The sequence below is a fragment of the Kribbella sp. NPDC002412 genome, assembly GCF_053592935.1.
In genome coordinates this window covers 21,332-35,952 of the sequence record NZ_JBSFBL010000002.1, presented here as the reverse complement: position 1 = coordinate 35,952, position 14,621 = coordinate 21,332, and the positions used below count along the sequence as shown (strand labels likewise).

At 70.9% G+C, this 14,621-nt stretch carries 14 protein-coding genes; 11 read left to right on the top strand and 3 right to left on the bottom strand.

The window, feature by feature from the left end; all coding sequences use genetic code 11:
- Positions 1–9 precede the first annotated feature (9 nt).
- Entirely contained in the window at positions 10–1,005 is a 996-nt protein-coding gene (locus ACWCOV_RS01905) for an SAM-dependent methyltransferase (protein WP_449827327.1), read from the bottom strand.
- A gap of 35 nt (positions 1,006–1,040) precedes the next feature.
- Here ACWCOV_RS01905 and ACWCOV_RS01900 point away from each other — a divergent pair, with 35 nt between their 5' ends.
- From ACWCOV_RS01900 to smc, 10 genes are all read left to right on the top strand, one after another.
- The gene (locus tag ACWCOV_RS01900) at positions 1,041–2,663 is read left to right on the top strand and encodes a DAK2 domain-containing protein (RefSeq protein WP_449827326.1); all 1,623 of its coding nucleotides are present in this window, start codon (positions 1,041–1,043) and stop codon (positions 2,661–2,663) included.
- Positions 2,660–4,906 (top strand): ATP-dependent DNA helicase RecG, encoded by a 2,247-nt coding sequence (gene recG, locus ACWCOV_RS01895; RefSeq protein WP_449827325.1) that lies wholly within the window; start codon positions 2,660–2,662, stop codon positions 4,904–4,906. The genes ACWCOV_RS01900 and recG overlap by 4 nt, the downstream gene beginning before the upstream one ends.
- A gap of 115 nt (positions 4,907–5,021) precedes the next feature.
- Complete coding sequence (gene rsmD / locus ACWCOV_RS01890; RefSeq protein ID WP_449827324.1) at positions 5,022–5,606, top strand: 16S rRNA (guanine(966)-N(2))-methyltransferase RsmD; 585 nt, start codon at positions 5,022–5,024, stop codon at positions 5,604–5,606.
- Complete coding sequence (coaD, locus tag ACWCOV_RS01885) at positions 5,575–6,045, top strand: pantetheine-phosphate adenylyltransferase (protein WP_449827323.1); 471 nt, start codon at positions 5,575–5,577, stop codon at positions 6,043–6,045. The genes rsmD and coaD overlap by 32 nt, the downstream gene beginning before the upstream one ends.
- A 131-nt stretch (positions 6,046–6,176) precedes the next feature.
- Positions 6,177–6,698, top strand: coding sequence for a YceD family protein (locus tag ACWCOV_RS01880; RefSeq protein ID WP_449827563.1), 522 nt, complete (start codon positions 6,177–6,179; stop codon positions 6,696–6,698).
- A gap of 68 nt (positions 6,699–6,766) precedes the next feature.
- Positions 6,767–6,958 (top strand): 50S ribosomal protein L32, encoded by a 192-nt coding sequence (gene rpmF, locus ACWCOV_RS01875; RefSeq protein ID WP_130387616.1) that lies wholly within the window; start codon positions 6,767–6,769, stop codon positions 6,956–6,958.
- Between the two features lie 14 nt (positions 6,959–6,972).
- Positions 6,973–7,701, top strand: coding sequence for a ribonuclease III (rnc, locus tag ACWCOV_RS01870; protein ID WP_449827322.1), 729 nt, complete (start codon positions 6,973–6,975; stop codon positions 7,699–7,701).
- A 1-nt stretch (position 7,702) separates the two neighbouring features.
- Positions 7,703–8,557 (top strand): bifunctional DNA-formamidopyrimidine glycosylase/DNA-(apurinic or apyrimidinic site) lyase, encoded by an 855-nt coding sequence (gene mutM, locus ACWCOV_RS01865; RefSeq protein ID WP_449827321.1) that lies wholly within the window; start codon positions 7,703–7,705, stop codon positions 8,555–8,557.
- A 186-nt stretch (positions 8,558–8,743) separates the two neighbouring features.
- Entirely contained in the window at positions 8,744–8,899 is a 156-nt protein-coding gene (locus ACWCOV_RS01860) for a hypothetical protein (protein ID WP_233712037.1), read from the top strand.
- 272 nt (positions 8,900–9,171) lie between these two features.
- Positions 9,172–12,732 carry a chromosome segregation protein SMC gene (smc, locus tag ACWCOV_RS01855; protein WP_449827562.1) on the top strand — a complete coding sequence of 1,187 codons (3,561 nt, stop codon included), beginning with the start codon at positions 9,172–9,174 and terminating at the stop codon, positions 12,730–12,732.
- A gap of 3 nt (positions 12,733–12,735) precedes the next feature.
- Here the strand turns inward: smc and ACWCOV_RS01850 are convergent, their stop codons facing one another.
- Both ACWCOV_RS01850 and ACWCOV_RS01845 read right to left on the bottom strand, forming a co-directional pair.
- On the bottom strand, positions 12,736–13,608 hold the full coding sequence (locus ACWCOV_RS01850; RefSeq protein ID WP_449827320.1) for a hypothetical protein: 873 nt from the start codon (positions 13,606–13,608) through the stop codon (positions 12,736–12,738).
- A 45-nt stretch (positions 13,609–13,653) separates the two neighbouring features.
- On the bottom strand, positions 13,654–13,977 hold the full coding sequence (locus tag ACWCOV_RS01845; protein WP_449827319.1) for a nuclear transport factor 2 family protein: 324 nt from the start codon (positions 13,975–13,977) through the stop codon (positions 13,654–13,656).
- 88 nt (positions 13,978–14,065) lie between these two features.
- On the opposite strand from ACWCOV_RS01845, the gene ACWCOV_RS01840 reads away from it, so the two are divergent.
- Entirely contained in the window at positions 14,066–14,575 is a 510-nt protein-coding gene (locus ACWCOV_RS01840) for a hypothetical protein (protein WP_449827318.1), read from the top strand.
- Positions 14,576–14,621 lie beyond the last annotated feature (46 nt).

Genomic DNA, 14,621 nt, shown 5'->3' with positions numbered 1-14,621 from the left:
CCCGGGCGCCTATTCGTGTCTGGCCACCACCGTGATCTCGTTGCGGTTGTGATGCAGTTGCCGAGCGTGCAGTACGGCGTACTCCTGCCGCAGCACGTCCATCCCACGCCGCGCCCCGTCCAGCGGGTTCTTCCCGCCACCCTTCAGCGTGACCACCGCGAGCCCGCCCCGGCGCAGGTGCGCCGCCGCGTCGACCATCATCCGGGCGCTCAGCACCTGATCCATCCGCATGTCGTTGACCACGACGTCGAAGCGGACCCGGTTCTCGGCGAAGAACCGCCCGGCCGTCGTCGCCGCGTGGTGGATCCGGCGGTCGCCGCGCAGCCGCGGGTCCAGCGAGCCGGGATCCACCGACCAGACCTCCTGCCCGTGCAGCCGCAGAATTCGCGTCCAGCCGCCTGGCGAGGCGCCCAGGTCCACTGCCTTCCCGCCGGCCGGCAACTCCAGACCGAAGGTGGCGATCGCCTCCTCCAGCTTGAACTCCGAGCGCGACACCCGGTCGTCCGATCGAGCCAGCCGCATCCGCCCACCCGGCCAGTCCGACAGGCTGTGCTCGAGGCGGTTGACGCCCAGGAGGATGCCCCGGCGGCCGGCGAAGCAGGAGACGACCACGTCTTGACCGGATCGGGTGACCGTCACCCCGCGGTCGGCGAGCGCGTCGTGCAGCCGGTGGTAGTAGGAGCCACCGGTGCCCGTTCCGTCGGTCCAGGCCTGAACGGCGAGCGCCTTCGGATAGTCGTGCAACTCGCCCAGCACCAGGTCGGCGAGCTCGTAGTCGGGCGGCAGCTCCTCGAAGCTCGCGACCTCCCTGGTCAGGTGCCGGACGAAGATGATCCGCCCGGCGTCACACGCCGCGGCCAGCTCCTCGACCGGCGGTCCCGCGACACGCCCGAGATCGGCGCCGACCCGCTCGATCCGCACCTCCCGGCCGAACTCGGCCCGGATCTCCCGCACCGCCCACTCGTAACTGTCAGCGGCAACCGAGAACAAGATCGGGGAGAGCACAGCACATGGTAAGGCGACCGGTTAGCCTTCCGGGCGTGGAGGAACTGAGCGTCGAGGTGTTGCGGGCCTGGGCTCGGACCGCGCTGGCCGAGCTGGGCCGGGCGCGGACCGAGATCGACGAGTTGAACGTGTACCCCGTCCCGGACGGTGACACCGGGACGAACCTCTACCTCACCTGGGAGGCCGCCTGCGACGCGCTGCCCGCGGGTGAGTTGACGTTCGTCGAGGCCGTCCAGGCGTTCGGCCGCGGCGCGCTGCTCGGCGCGCGCGGCAACTCCGGCGTCATCACCTCCCAGCTCGTCCGCGCCTTCGGCCTCCGGCTGGCCGAGAACCTGCCGCGACACCCGGACGCCGACGAGAACGCCGTACTGGCCGATCCCCGGATGAGTGAGGCCGTCGCCTTCGCCGACGCCCTGCGGTACGCCGCTGACGCCGCGTACGGCGCGGTCGCACAGCCGGTCGAGGGCACCATGCTGACCGTCGCCCGGGCCGCCGCCGGCGGGGCGATGACGGCCGCCAACGACAGCAAGGGCCTGGCGGACGTCTGCCTGGCCGCCGTCGCGTCCGCCCGTCAGGCGCTCACCAAGACCACCGAGCAGCTCGACGTACTGCGGCGTGCGGGGGTCGTGGACGCCGGGGGAGCGGGCCTGGTCGTCATCCTCGGCGCGATGGAGTCGGTGCTGACCGGCCGGCACGTGCGGGTCGACGTACCGGCGCGGGTGGAGCCGCAGGGGGAGAGCGCCGAGAGCCAGGACGGGCCGGCGTACGAGGTGATGTACCTGCTGGACGCGCCGGACGACAAGGTCGGCGACTTCCGGCAGACCCTGGCCGGGCTGGGCGACTCCGTCGTGGTCGTCGGCGGCGACGGGCTGTGGAACGTACACGTCCACACCGACGACGTGGGCGCCGCGATCGAGCAAGGCATCGACATCGGCCGGCCGCACCGGATCCGGGTCACCCACTTCGCCGACCAGGCCCACCACCACGACCCCGCCCCGGGCCGCGCGGTGATCGCCGTCGTGGCCGGCGAGGGGCTGGCCGCGTTGTTCACCGAGGCGGGCGCGCACACCATCATGGGCGGGCCCGGCCGGCGGTGCTCGACCGGTGAGCTGCTCCAGGCGATCGAAACCTCGCAGGCGCCGGAGATCGTGCTGCTGCCGAACGACAAGGACTCGATCGCGGTCGCCGAGGCCGCCGCGACCGCGGCCCGGCAGGACGGGATCCGGGTCGCCGTCATCCCGACCCGGGCCCAGGTCCAGGGCCTGGCGGCGATCGCCGTCCACGACCCCGGGCGCAGCTTCGACGACGACGTCGTCCACCAGTCCGCCGCGGCCGGGCAGACCCGGCACGGCGCGGTCACGATCGCGGTCAAGGACGCCTGGACGATGGCCGGAATGTGCCGGACCGGCGACGCCTTGGGCGTCGTCGACGGCGACTTCGCGCTGATCACCGAGGACCTCGAGGACGCCGCGATCGGCGTGGTCGACCGGCTGCTCGGCGGCGGTGGCGAGCTGCTCACGATCGTCACCGGGCGCGGCGTGGAGCCCGCTTTGGTGGTCGCCGTCGAGCGGCACGTACGGCGGAACCGCAAAGATGTCGATGTCGTGGTGTACGACGGAGGTCAGGACAGGTACCCGCTGCTGATCGGGGTGGAATGAAGACGGACATGGACCGCAAGCTCCGCGACTTCCTCGGTGCCAGGACGGCCAAGACCTTCGCGGAAGTGCTCGGCCTGGAGACGGTCGGGGAGCTGCTGCGGCACTACCCGCGCCGCTACCTGAAGAAGGGCGAGCTGACCCCGTTCGACGAGCTCGAGGTCGGCGACCAGGCGACCGTGAACGGCCGGGTCAAGAAGGTCACCGTCCGGTCGCTCGACTCCAAGGCCGAGATCCCGCTCGCCGACGTCCAGAAGTGGGCCCGGCGCCGGACGCTGACCAAGGTCGTCGTCACCGACGGCCGGCGCGACCTGGAGCTGGCCTTCTTCAACCAGCCCTGGCTGGCGACCAAGCTGACGCCCGGCACCGCCGCCCTGTTCTGGGGCGAGGTGACGATGTTCCGCGACATCATGCAGCTGAAGAGCCCGGGCACCGAGATCCTCGACGACGAGGACCTGACCGAGGCCGAGATCGAGCGCCGGGCCCGGCCGTTCCGGCCGCTCTACCCGGCCACCGCCAAGTTGCCCACCGCAACGATCGAGCGGTCGGTCAAGATCGTCCTGGACACCCTCGACGACACCGTCGACGACCCGGTCCCGGACCTGATCCTGCGCAACGAGAAGCTGCTCGGGCTCCGGGAGGCCCTGCAGAAGGTGCACCTGCCGGACACCGAGAAGGACATCCGCGACGCCCAGCACCGGTTCCGGTTCGAGGAAGCGCTGGTGATGCAGACGATCCTGGCCCAGCGCCGGGCGGTCACCGACAAGCTCAACGCCGTACCGCGGCCGCGGACCGCGGGCGGCATGCTGGACGAGTTCGACCAGCGGCTGCCGTTCACGCTCACCGAGGGGCAGGCCGAGGTGTGCGAGGAGATCTTCGCGGACCTGGCCCGGCCGCACCCGATGCACCGGCTGCTGCAGGGGGAGGTCGGCTCCGGCAAAACCGTGGTCGCGCTGCGGGCGATGCTGTCCGTGGTGGACTCCGGCGGCCAGGCCGTCCTGCTCGCCCCGACCGAGGTCCTGGCCACCCAGCACCACAAGACGCTCACCAAGATGCTCGGCGACCTGGCCGAGGAGGGCATGCTCGGCGGCGCGGAGCGGGCGACGAGGGTCGGCCTGCTGACCGGGTCGCTCGGCGCGGCAGCCCGCCGTACGGCGATGCTCGACGCGGCCAGCGGGGCCGCGGGGATCGTGGTCGGCACGCACGCGCTGCTCGAGGACAAGGTGCAGTTCGCGGACCTCGGGCTCGTGGTCGTGGACGAGCAGCACCGGTTCGGCGTCGAGCAGCGGGCGGCGCTGAGCACCAAGTCGGGCGACAACACCCCGCACGTGCTGGTGATGACCGCGACCCCGATCCCGCGGACCGTGGCGATGACTGTGTTCGGCGACCTCGCCGTGTCGACGCTGACCGAGCTGCCCGCCGGGCGGTCGCCGATCCAGTCGTCCGTGGTCCCGGCCAAGGAGAAGCCGGACTGGCTGCAGCGGGCCTGGCAGCGGGTCCGCGAGGAGGTCGGCAAGGGCCACCAGGCGTACGTCGTGTGCCCGCGGATCGGCGACGACGTGAAGAACGCGGCCGACGAGGAGGGCGAGTTCGTCGCGGGCGAGGAAGAAGACGGCGGTCCGAAGAAGCAGGCCCGGCCGCCGATCTCGGTGCTGCAGGTGTCCGAGGCGCTGGCCGAGATCCTGCACGACCTGCGGGTCGAGATCCTGCACGGCAGGCTGCCGGCCGACGAGAAGGACGCGGTGATGTCGCGGTTCGCGGCCGGCGAGGTCGACGTGCTGATCGCGACCACGGTGATCGAGGTCGGCGTCGACGTACCGAACGCCTCCACGATGGTGATCATGGACGCCGACCGGTTCGGCATCTCCCAGCTGCACCAGCTGCGCGGGCGGGTCGGCCGGGGCCGGGTGCCCGGGCTGTGCCTGCTGGTGACCGATCAGTGGGCCGGATCGAAGTCGTACGGGCGCTTGGACGCCGTCGCGTCCACGACGGACGGGTTCGAGCTGTCCCGGATCGACCTCGAGACTCGACGGGAGGGTGACGTGCTGGGCGTGGCGCAGTCCGGGCGGCGGAGCAGCCTGAAGCTGCTCAGCGTGCTGCGGGACGAGGACGTCATCTTCGCCGCCCGGCACGTGGCCAACTCGATCGTCTCAGTGGACCCGGAGCTGGCCGAGTACCCGGCCCTCAGGTCGTTCGTCCGGAGCGCACTGGAATCGGAGACCACCGAGTACCTGGAGAAGACGTGACTGTGTCGAATGCCGCGCCTCCGGCGCGGGGGTCACGGGGCTTCAACTCCCGGTCTTCCCTCGTCACTCCGGTCGCTTCGCTCCCTCCGCTCCTCAGTCCAGACCGGGAGGCCCCGTGACCAGGATCGTCGGGGGAGCGGCTGGGGGGCGGCGGATCGCCGTACCTCCGGGGACGGGGACGCGGCCGACCGCGGATCGGGTGCGGGAGGCGTTGTTCTCGTCGCTGGAGTCGGAGTTCGGCAGCTTCGACGGGCTCGCGGTGCTCGACCTGTACGCCGGGTCCGGGGCGATCGGGCTCGAGGCGCTGTCCCGGGGAGCGTCGCGGGTGGTGCTGGTCGAGTCGGACCGGCGGGCCGCCGAGGTGATCACGGCGAACGTCCGGACAGTCGGGCTGCCGGGGGCGACCGTGCTCACCCGGCCGGTGGAGAAGCTGGTCACCGGGGCCGGTCCAGCGGTGTTCGACCTGGTGTACGCCGACCCGCCGTACAAGCTGGAGACCGGCGACCTGCAGGACGTCCTGGTCGCGCTGGCCGGGAACGGCTGGCTGGCCGAGGACGCGGTCGTCGTGGTCGAGCGCGGGAAGCGGGAGCCGTGGGAGTGGCCGCCCGGGTTCGCCGCGCTGCGGGACCGCAAGTACGGCGAAGCCCGGCTTTGGTACGGTCACCGCCATGAGCACGGCGGTCTTTCCGGGGACATTTGACCCGCCCACCAACGGGCATCTCGACATCATCGCCCGGGCGTCGGCCGCCTTCGGCGAGGTGATCGTGGCCGCCGGGGTGAACCAGTCCAAGCAGCGGATGTTCGACGTGGACGAGCGGATCGCGATGCTGACCGAGATCGCCGCGCCGTACCCGAACGTCCGGATCGGCACCTTCGAGGGCCTGCTGGTCGACTACTGCCGGGCCCAGGGCGCCGGCGTGATCGTCAAGGGGCTGCGCTCGGCCGCGGACTACGACTACGAGCTGCAGATGGCGCAGCTGAACCACGCCATGACCGGGGTGGACACGGTCTTCCTGCCGACCCGTTCGGAAAACGCTTTCATCTCCTCCAGCTGGGTCAAGGAGATCGCCCGGCTGGGTGGCGAGGTCGCCGCCTTCGTGCCGCCCGGTGTTCACGCGCGGTTACTGGCGAAACTCTAGAATCACCCCGAATTGGGCACTCGCCCGCGGAGTTGGTAATGTTGAGCACCGGTCTCGACGAGACCGAGATCTTGCCTGCCCACGCCTTGAAAGGGGATGTCCTGAGCGTCTTGGACCCGCGGTCCCCACTCGTGATCGACACGCACGAGCTGACACGCCGCGCCGGGTCCCAGCGCGAAGTCTCCTTCACGGCGCCGGCGCCGGCGGATCTCGGAATCGACGTGATCGGCGTCCCCGAAGGCGACCCGATCCAGTTCGATCTACGGCTGGAATCGGTTGTCGAAGGGGTGCTCGTCACCGGAACGGCCCGCGGTCGTCTGGTCGGGGAGTGCGCGCGGTGCCTGGTCGATATCGAGGACGAGTTCCTCGCTGACGTCCAGGAGCTGTACGTCTACCCGGAGAGCGAAGCCGAACCGGACGAGGCCAGCCGGATGGAGGGCGATCTGATCGACCTCGAGCCGGTGCTGAGGGACCAGGTGGTGCTCGCGCTGCCCTTCCAGCCCTTGTGTACGGACGACTGTCCGGGACTGTGCCCCGACTGCGGGGTGCGCCTGGCGGACGAGCCCGGCCACAAGCACGGGGAGGCGGTCGACCCGCGCTGGGCCGCGCTCAGCGGCCTGCTCCAGCAGGACGAACGACCGCAGGACAACTAGATACCGATCATCACGTCAGCCAGCCGGCCGGGTTCACCAGCCCCCGGCCGAACCGAGGAGTCATAACCGTGGCCGTTCCGAAGCGGAAGATGTCGCGCAGCAACACCCGCAGCCGCCGGGCCCAGTGGAAGACCACTGCCCCGTCGCTGGTCACCTGCGTGAACCCCGCCTGCCGCGCGAAGCACCTGCAGCACACCGTTTGCCCGAACTGCGGCCAGTACGGCGCGAAGGGCGAGCGTCGCCAGGTCGTCGAGAGCTAAACGGCACCAACCCAGTGAACTCTGCCAACGAAACGGGGCTCTACGCCGAGCTGAACCAGCGGCTCGGCGTATCGCTGGCTGACAACTTACTGGAGCACGCCTTCACCCACCGCTCGTACGCGTACGAGAACGGTGGGCTGCCGACGAACGAGCGACTGGAGTTCCTGGGGGACTCCGTCCTCGGCGTCATCGTCACGGAGTCGTTGTTCCGCAACCATCCGGACCTGTCCGAGGGCCGGCTGGCCAAGCTGCGTGCCGCCGTGGTCAACATGCGCGCGCTGGCCGGCGTCGCCCGCGAGCTCAAGCTGGGCAAGTACCTGCGGCTCGGCCGGGGCGAGGAAGCGACCGGTGGGCGGGACAAGTCGTCCATTCTGGCCGACTGCGTCGAGGCGCTGATCGGCGCCGTCTACCTGGACCGCGGGTTCGAGACCGCCGGCCAGGTCGTGCACAAGCTGTTCGACGACCTGATGGAGTCCTCGGCCCGGCTCGGCGCCGGCCTGGACTGGAAGACCTCGCTGCAGGAGCTGGTCGCCCAGCTCGGCGTCGGCGTCCCGGAGTACGTGATCGCCGAGTCCGGCCCGGACCACGCCAAGACGTTCGAGGCGCGGGTCCGGATCGGCTCCGACACCTACGGCCACGGCATCGGCCGGAGCAAGAAGGAAGCCGAGCAGCAGGCCGCCGAGACCGCCTGGAAGGCCCTGCGCGCCGCGCACCCCGACAGCACGGACCCCTCGCAGCCCTGAGGTGCCCGAGCTCCCAGAGGTAGAGGTCGTTCGCCGCGGGCTGGCGCAGTTCACCACCGGCCGGACCATCGACGCCGTCGAGGTCCTGCACCCCCGCCCGGTACGGCGTCATGCCGCCGGGCCGGACGACTTCGTGGCCCGGCTCAAGGGCCAGGTGTTCGCCGAACCGGCCCGCCGCGGCAAGTACCTGTGGCTGCCGCTGGAGTCCGGGGACGCGGTGCTCACCCACCTCGGCATGAGCGGCCAGTTCCGGGTCCAGCCGGTCGGCGCGCCGGACGAGCCGCACCTGCGGGTCCGGTTCCGGTTCGCCGACGACGGCGGAGAGGTCCGGTTTGTGGACCAGCGGATGTTCGGTGGTCTGTCCTACTCCGACGGTGGCGCTGAGTTACCGGCCGAGATCGCCCACATCGCCCGGGACCCGTTCGATCCGCTGTTCGACCCGGACGCCGCGGTGGCCGCGATCCGGCGCCGCAGGACCGGCCTGAAGCGGGCCCTGCTGGATCAGAACGTGGTCAGCGGGATCGGCAACATCTATGCGGACGAAGCGTTGTGGCGCGCCAAGCTGCACTACGCCCGGGCCACCGAAACGCTCAAACCCGTTCAGGCACAGGAGATTCTCCGGCACGCCCATGAGGTGATGGCCGCGGCGCTCGACGTCGGCGGGACCAGCTTCGACGCTCTGTACGTCAACGTGAACGGCGAGTCCGGGTACTTCGAACGCGGCCTGAACGTCTACGGGCAAGAGGGTTCGCCGTGCCCGCGGGACGGCCGGCCGATCCGTCGCGAGCCGTTCATGAACCGTTCGTCGTACCGGTGCCCGAAGTGCCAGCCGGTCCCGCGCCAGGCCCGCTGGTGAGAGAGGTATCGTTAAAGAGTGAGGGCCTAGGTTGACCGTCGGCCCCGCCGGTGTCACCCTGAAAGACGGCACACATTACTTGTTAGGCGCTCCGTGGACCAGGGGCGCTCACAGGCCAGAACCCTTCCGGAGGACAGCACAATGGCCAAGGCTCTTCTAGGGCACCTTGGAGGCACTGACCCGCGCATGCTCGAGCAGGTTCGACTGCTCAACCGGCGTGTCGCCGATCTGGAGGCGCACGTGATGCGTCTTCAGGCAGAGAACGACCACCTCGTCGCACAGGTCCACGAGGGCCGGCTGCTCACCGTCGACGAGGCTCTGCGCGCCCCCGCTTCGGTCTGAGGACCCGAGCCGCAGACACCAGAGTTCCATCTCTACCGTCCGCACAACCACGGCGGTGGCCCCCGTCCGGGCCTCCGCCGGTTTCATGTCCGCTGAATGTTGAGCTCCCCCACCATTGCCGGCCAATCTGCCGGTCGGCCTCCACCGGTTCGCGGGAATGTCTTTGTAGACTGCGAAGCGGAACTACTTCCCCCGGGTAGCGGCAGCGTCACGAGCAGTTACGACGGTTCCTTCGGTATCGTCTGTCCTTTCACGGGTTGGAGAGCTTCGCTTTGTACCTGAAGAGCATGACGCTCCGAGGCTTCAAGTCGTTCGCGTCGGCCACGACGATGAACTTCGAACCGGGCATCACCTGCATCGTCGGCCCGAACGGCTCCGGCAAGTCCAACGTCGTCGACGCCCTCGCCTGGGTGATGGGCGAGCAGGGCGCGAAGTCGCTGCGTGGCGGCAAGATGGAAGACGTCATCTTCGCCGGCACCTCCGGCCGCGCCCCGCTGGGCCGCGCCGAGGTGGTGCTGACCATCGACAACACCGACGGCGCGCTGCCGATCGAGTACGCCGAGGTGACGATCAGCCGGACGATGTTCCGCAACGGCGGGTCCGACTACCAGATCAACGGCCAGAACTGCCGGCTGCTCGACGTCCAGGAACTGCTCAGCGACTCCGGTATCGGCCGTGAGATGCACGTCATCGTCGGCCAGGGCCAGCTCGACTCGATCCTGCGCGCCACGCCGGAGGGCCGGCGCGGGTTCGTCGAGGAGGCGGCCGGTGTCCTGAAGCACCGCAAGCGCAAGGAAAAGGCGATCCGGAAGCTGGAGGCCACCGAGGGCAACCTGCACCGGCTCGGGGACCTGATCACCGAGATCCGCCGTCAGCTCAAGCCGCTCGGGCGCCAGGCGGAGGTGGCACGCCGGGCGGTGACGATCCAGGCCGAGGTCCGCGACGGCCGGGCCCGGCTGCTGGCCGACGACATCGTCCAGGCGCAGTCCGCGCTGGAGGCCGAGCTCAAGGACGAGGCGCGGCTGACCGAGCGCCGGACCGAGACCGAGGCCAGGCTGCGGGAGGCCCGGGAGCTCGAGGCCGAGCTGGAGGACGCGCTGCGCGAGGACGCGCCGGCCCTGCAGGCGGCCCAGGACACCTGGTACCAACTGTCCGGCTTCAGCGAGAAGATCAAGGGCACGGCCCGGATCGCGGCGGACCGGATCCGGTCGCTGAACGACGAGGCCGAGGAGCCGCGGGCCGGGCGGGACCCCGACGAGCTCGAGCTGGAGGCGGCCCGGGTCCGCGAGACCGAGGCGCAGATCGAGGCCGAGGTCGAGGCGCACTCCGAGTTGCTCGCCGAGGCGGTCGAGCGACGCCAGCAGCTGGAGTCGCAGGAGGCCGAGGAGGAGCGCCGGATCGCGGCGCTGATCCGGGCCGCGGCGGACCGCCGCGAGGGCCTGGCCCGGCTGACCGGCCAGGTGAACGCGCTGAAGAGCCGCGCGGCCGCCGCCGAGTCCGAGATCGGCCGGCTCGCCAGCAACATGCGGGAGGCGGAGGCCCGGGCGGCCAAGGCCCAGCACGACTTCACCGCGCTGGAGACCCAGGTGGCCGGCCTCGACGCCGGCGAGAAGGGCCTCGACGACCAGTACGAGGCGGCCCAGGCCGTTCTCGACGAGCTGGACGAGCGGCTGGCCAAGCTGCGCGCGGAGGAACGGGACGCCGAGCGCGAGCGCACCGGCCTGGCAGCGCGCAAGGAAGCCCTGGAGCTCGGTCTGAACCGGAAGGACGGCGCCGGCGCCCTGCTGGCCGCCTCCGAGCAGGTCAACGGCCTGATGGGCTCGGTGGCGGCGCTGCTGAGCGTGCGCTCCGGCTACGAGACTGCGATCGCGGCCGCCCTCGGTGAGGCCGCCGACGCCGTTGCGGTCACCCACGCCGACGCTGCCCTCCAGGCGGTCGGCCACCTGAAGCAGCACGATCTCGGCCGCGCCGGGATGCTGCTGGGCGACGCGCCGGCGGATGACTACACGACCTGGCCTCAGCTGCCGTACGGGGCGTCGTACGCCGTTGACGTCGTGGACTGCCCGGACAGCCTGCGGCCCGCGCTGCGACGGCTGCTGCGGAAGGTGGCCGTGGTGGACGACGTACCGGCGGCTCAGTCGCTGGTCCGGCATCTGCCCGACGTCACCTGCACCACCCGCGCCGGCGACGTACTGGGAGCGCATTTCGCGTACGGCGGTTCGGACGCGGCGCCCAGCCTGATCGAGGTGCAGTCCGCGGTCGACGAGGCGGCGGAGAAGCTGACCGAGGCGACGGCGCGCAGTGAGCGGCTGCGGTTCGAGCTGCAGGCCCTCGAGGACGAGCGGACGCGGCAGAAGGACACCGTCGAGATCACGCTGGCCCGGCTGCACGAGTCGGACGCGGCGATGGCCGCGGTGGCCGAGCAGCTGGCCCACTTCGGGTCGCTGGCCAAGGCGTCCCGCGGCGAGGCGCAGCGGATGGCCGAGGCGATCGCGGCGGCCGAGGAGGAGCGCGACCGGAACCTCTCCGGTCTGGCCGAGCTGGAGGAGCGCCTCACCGACGCCGAGCAGTTCGACGACGACGGTGACGAGCCGGACACCAGCGAACGGGACCGGCTGGCCGACGCGGCCAAGGCGGGCCGGGCGGCCGAGATGGAGGCGCGGCTGGCGCTGCGGACCACCGAGGAGCGGGCGCGGGCGCTGGCCGGCCGTGCCGACTCGCTGGAGCGCGCGGCCCGGCAGGAGCGCGAGGCGCGGGCCCGGGCGATCGCTCGGGCAGCACGCAGGGCACGGCAGGCAGAGGCGGCGCAGGCCGTTCACCTGGCCGCCGGTCACGTACTGGCTCGGCTGGAGTCCTCGCTGCAGCTGGCCGCGTCCGAGCGGGCCGCGATCCAGGCTCAGCGGGCGGACCGCGAGCAGTCGCTGGCGCAGGCCCGGTCAGCGACGCGGAACCTGAGCTCCGAGCTGGAGCAGCTGACCAACACCGTGCACCGGGACGCGCTGGCGCGGGCCGAGCAGAAGATGCGGCTGGAAGCTCTGTACGAGAAGGCGCTGGGCGAGCTCGGGATCGAGGTCGACGCGCTGGTCGCGGAGTACGGCCCGGACCAGCTGGTGCCGCCGCTGCCGAAGGACGGCGAGGAGAACACCCTCGAGCTCGAAGGTGAGCCGTTCAACCGGACCAAGGTGGAGAAGCGGCTCAAGCAGGCCGAGCGGGCGCTGAACCAGCTCGGGCGGATCAACCCGCTCGCGCTGGAGGAGTTCGAGGCGATGGAGGAGCGGCACCGCTTCCTGTCCGAGCAGCTCGACGACCTGAAGAAGTCCCGGCGCGACCTGATGGACATCGTCAAGGAGGTCGACGAGCGGGTCGAGCAGGTCTTCACCGAGGCCTACCGGGACGTCGAGGTCGCCTTCCAGCACGTGTTCAGCCGGCTGTTCCCCGGCGGTGAGGGCCGGCTGGTGCTGACCGACCCGGACGACATGCTTGCCACCGGCATCGATGTCGAGGCGCGCCCGCCGGGCAAGAAGGTGAAGCGGCTGTCGCTGCTGTCCGGTGGTGAGCGGTCGCTGGTCGCGGTCGCCTTCCTGGTCGCGCTGTTCAAGGCCCGGCCGTCGCCGTTCTACATCCTCGACGAGGTCGAGGCGGCGCTGGACGACACCAACCTCGGCCGGCTGCTGGAGATCTACGAGGAGCTGCGGGAGAACAGCCAGCTGCTCGTCATCACCCACCAGAAACGCACCATGGAGGTCGCCGACGCGCTGTACGGCGTGACCATGCGCGGCGACGGTGTGTCGTCGGTGATCTCCCAGCGGATCCGCGAGCCCGAGCCGGTCTGACTCTCACCAGCTGTTGTCGCTGCCACCACTGCCGTGGTCGCCACTACCGCCTAGGTCGGAGCCGCCGCCCCAGCCGCCGTCGAAGTACAGGTCGCCTTGGGCGTCGTAGTGGTCCCAGAGGCCGTAGCTGTACTTCGTGTCCTCGGCGGCTCTGAGCGTCGCGGCGTCGGCGAACGCGGCCAGCCCGCGACGGAACGGGCCAAGGCGGAACATCCCGGTGGCGCTCCACCAGCTCACCGGCTCGTCGTCGTCGACGGGCAGACCGGCCGCGAGCTGCTCCCAGCGATGGTGCAGCCCGAGCGCGAGCGCCCAGGGGAGGAACCGGATCAGCTCGGCCTGCCGGATCTCGCCGGGCTCGAGCGTGCCGACGTACCTCCGGAAGCCGAGCACCTGGTCCACCATCGCGTGGCCGGCCGGCGTGAGGATTCCCCACCCGAGCAGGCGAGTCCGGCGCAGGAGCCGCCCGGTGCTACCGGGGACCGGCGTCCGGTAGTACCAGCCTTGCTCGACGACTCGCGCTTCGACGGCCCGCCGCAGCTTGTCGTGCGCGCCGAGCATCCGGACGTTGTCCTTCCGGCCCCGCCGCAGCATCCGGCTGTCGCCCGGCTTGAGCCGGGGGAACATGCCCTTCAGCAGGACCCGGTGGTGCTCCTCGACAGCCGCGCCCGGATCCACCAGGACCACGGTCTGCGGCGAGTTCTCGGCCGGCCCCTCGTCGATCCGTACGGCGCCGAGCTGAGCGAGCTCGAGGACCGTGCCGCCGGTGGCTGCCGGGCCGACCTCGCCGAAGACGAGCAGGGCTGCCTCCGCGACCGGCAGGTCCGGTGGGGTCGACCGCTTCGGCAGCCGCAGGTAGCGGCGCGCTGACAGCCTCATGGACCGAGAATAGGTCCAGACCGGTTCTGTCGAACGCTTGATCGATCAGGCGGTGATCGTCATCGAGGCGATCAGGTCGCCCTGGACGTCGAAGGTGAAGTGCGACGGGCCGTTGTAGCCGTCGCCGCCGACCTGGGTGACGATCGTCAGCGGGTTGCCCGGGGTGGACACCTGGGTGCCGGTGAAGGTGGCGCGCTTGCCGATCAGCTCGTTCTCGCTCCAGGAGCGGATCCGGTCCGGGCCGCGGAACTGCCGGCCCCAGTCGTCGACGTAGCCGTCGGTGGCGAACGCCGCGACGAAGGCGTCGTTGTCCTGCTCGTCGATCGCGGTGAGCGCGCGCTGCACCGCGGCCGGGATCTCTTGGCTCATGCGCCCGACGATATCCCCCGGGATTGAACCGGACCGGGACCGCGGACGTGTGGGGGGTGTCGATCACCGACTTCGAGGGGACACCATCATGAAGCGTCTGGGCAGTGTCGTCGCCGCGCTCGTGCTCGGCCTGGCCGGGCTCACCGCCTGCGGCGACGAGAGTGACACGCCGGCGAGCGGGCCGGCCGCCAGCGAGGCGGCGAGTGGCGGGGCGAAGCTGGCCACCGCGGAGGTCGGCGACCTCGGCAAGATCGTTGTCGACGGCAATGGACGGACCGTGTACGTCTTCGACAAGGACACCTCCGGCAAGTCCAACTGCGAGGGGGACTGCCTGGCCAAGTGGCCGGTGGTGCCCGCCGGCGAGGGCACTCCGCAGGTCGAGGGCATCGCCGCCTCGCTGGTCGGCACCGTGACCCGCAGCGACGGCAGCAAGCAGCTGTCGATCGATGGACTTCCGATCTACCTGTTCGCCAGCGACACCAAGTCCGGTGAGGCCAAGGGCCAGGCGGTCGGCGGTGTCTGGTGGGTCGTGGCCCCCGACGGCAAGAAGATCACCAAGCAGCCGTCCTCCGACAGCGGCAATGGTTACGGCTACTGATGTCATCCCGGTGTGGTCGCCCACTGTTCCCGGTATCGTGCGGACG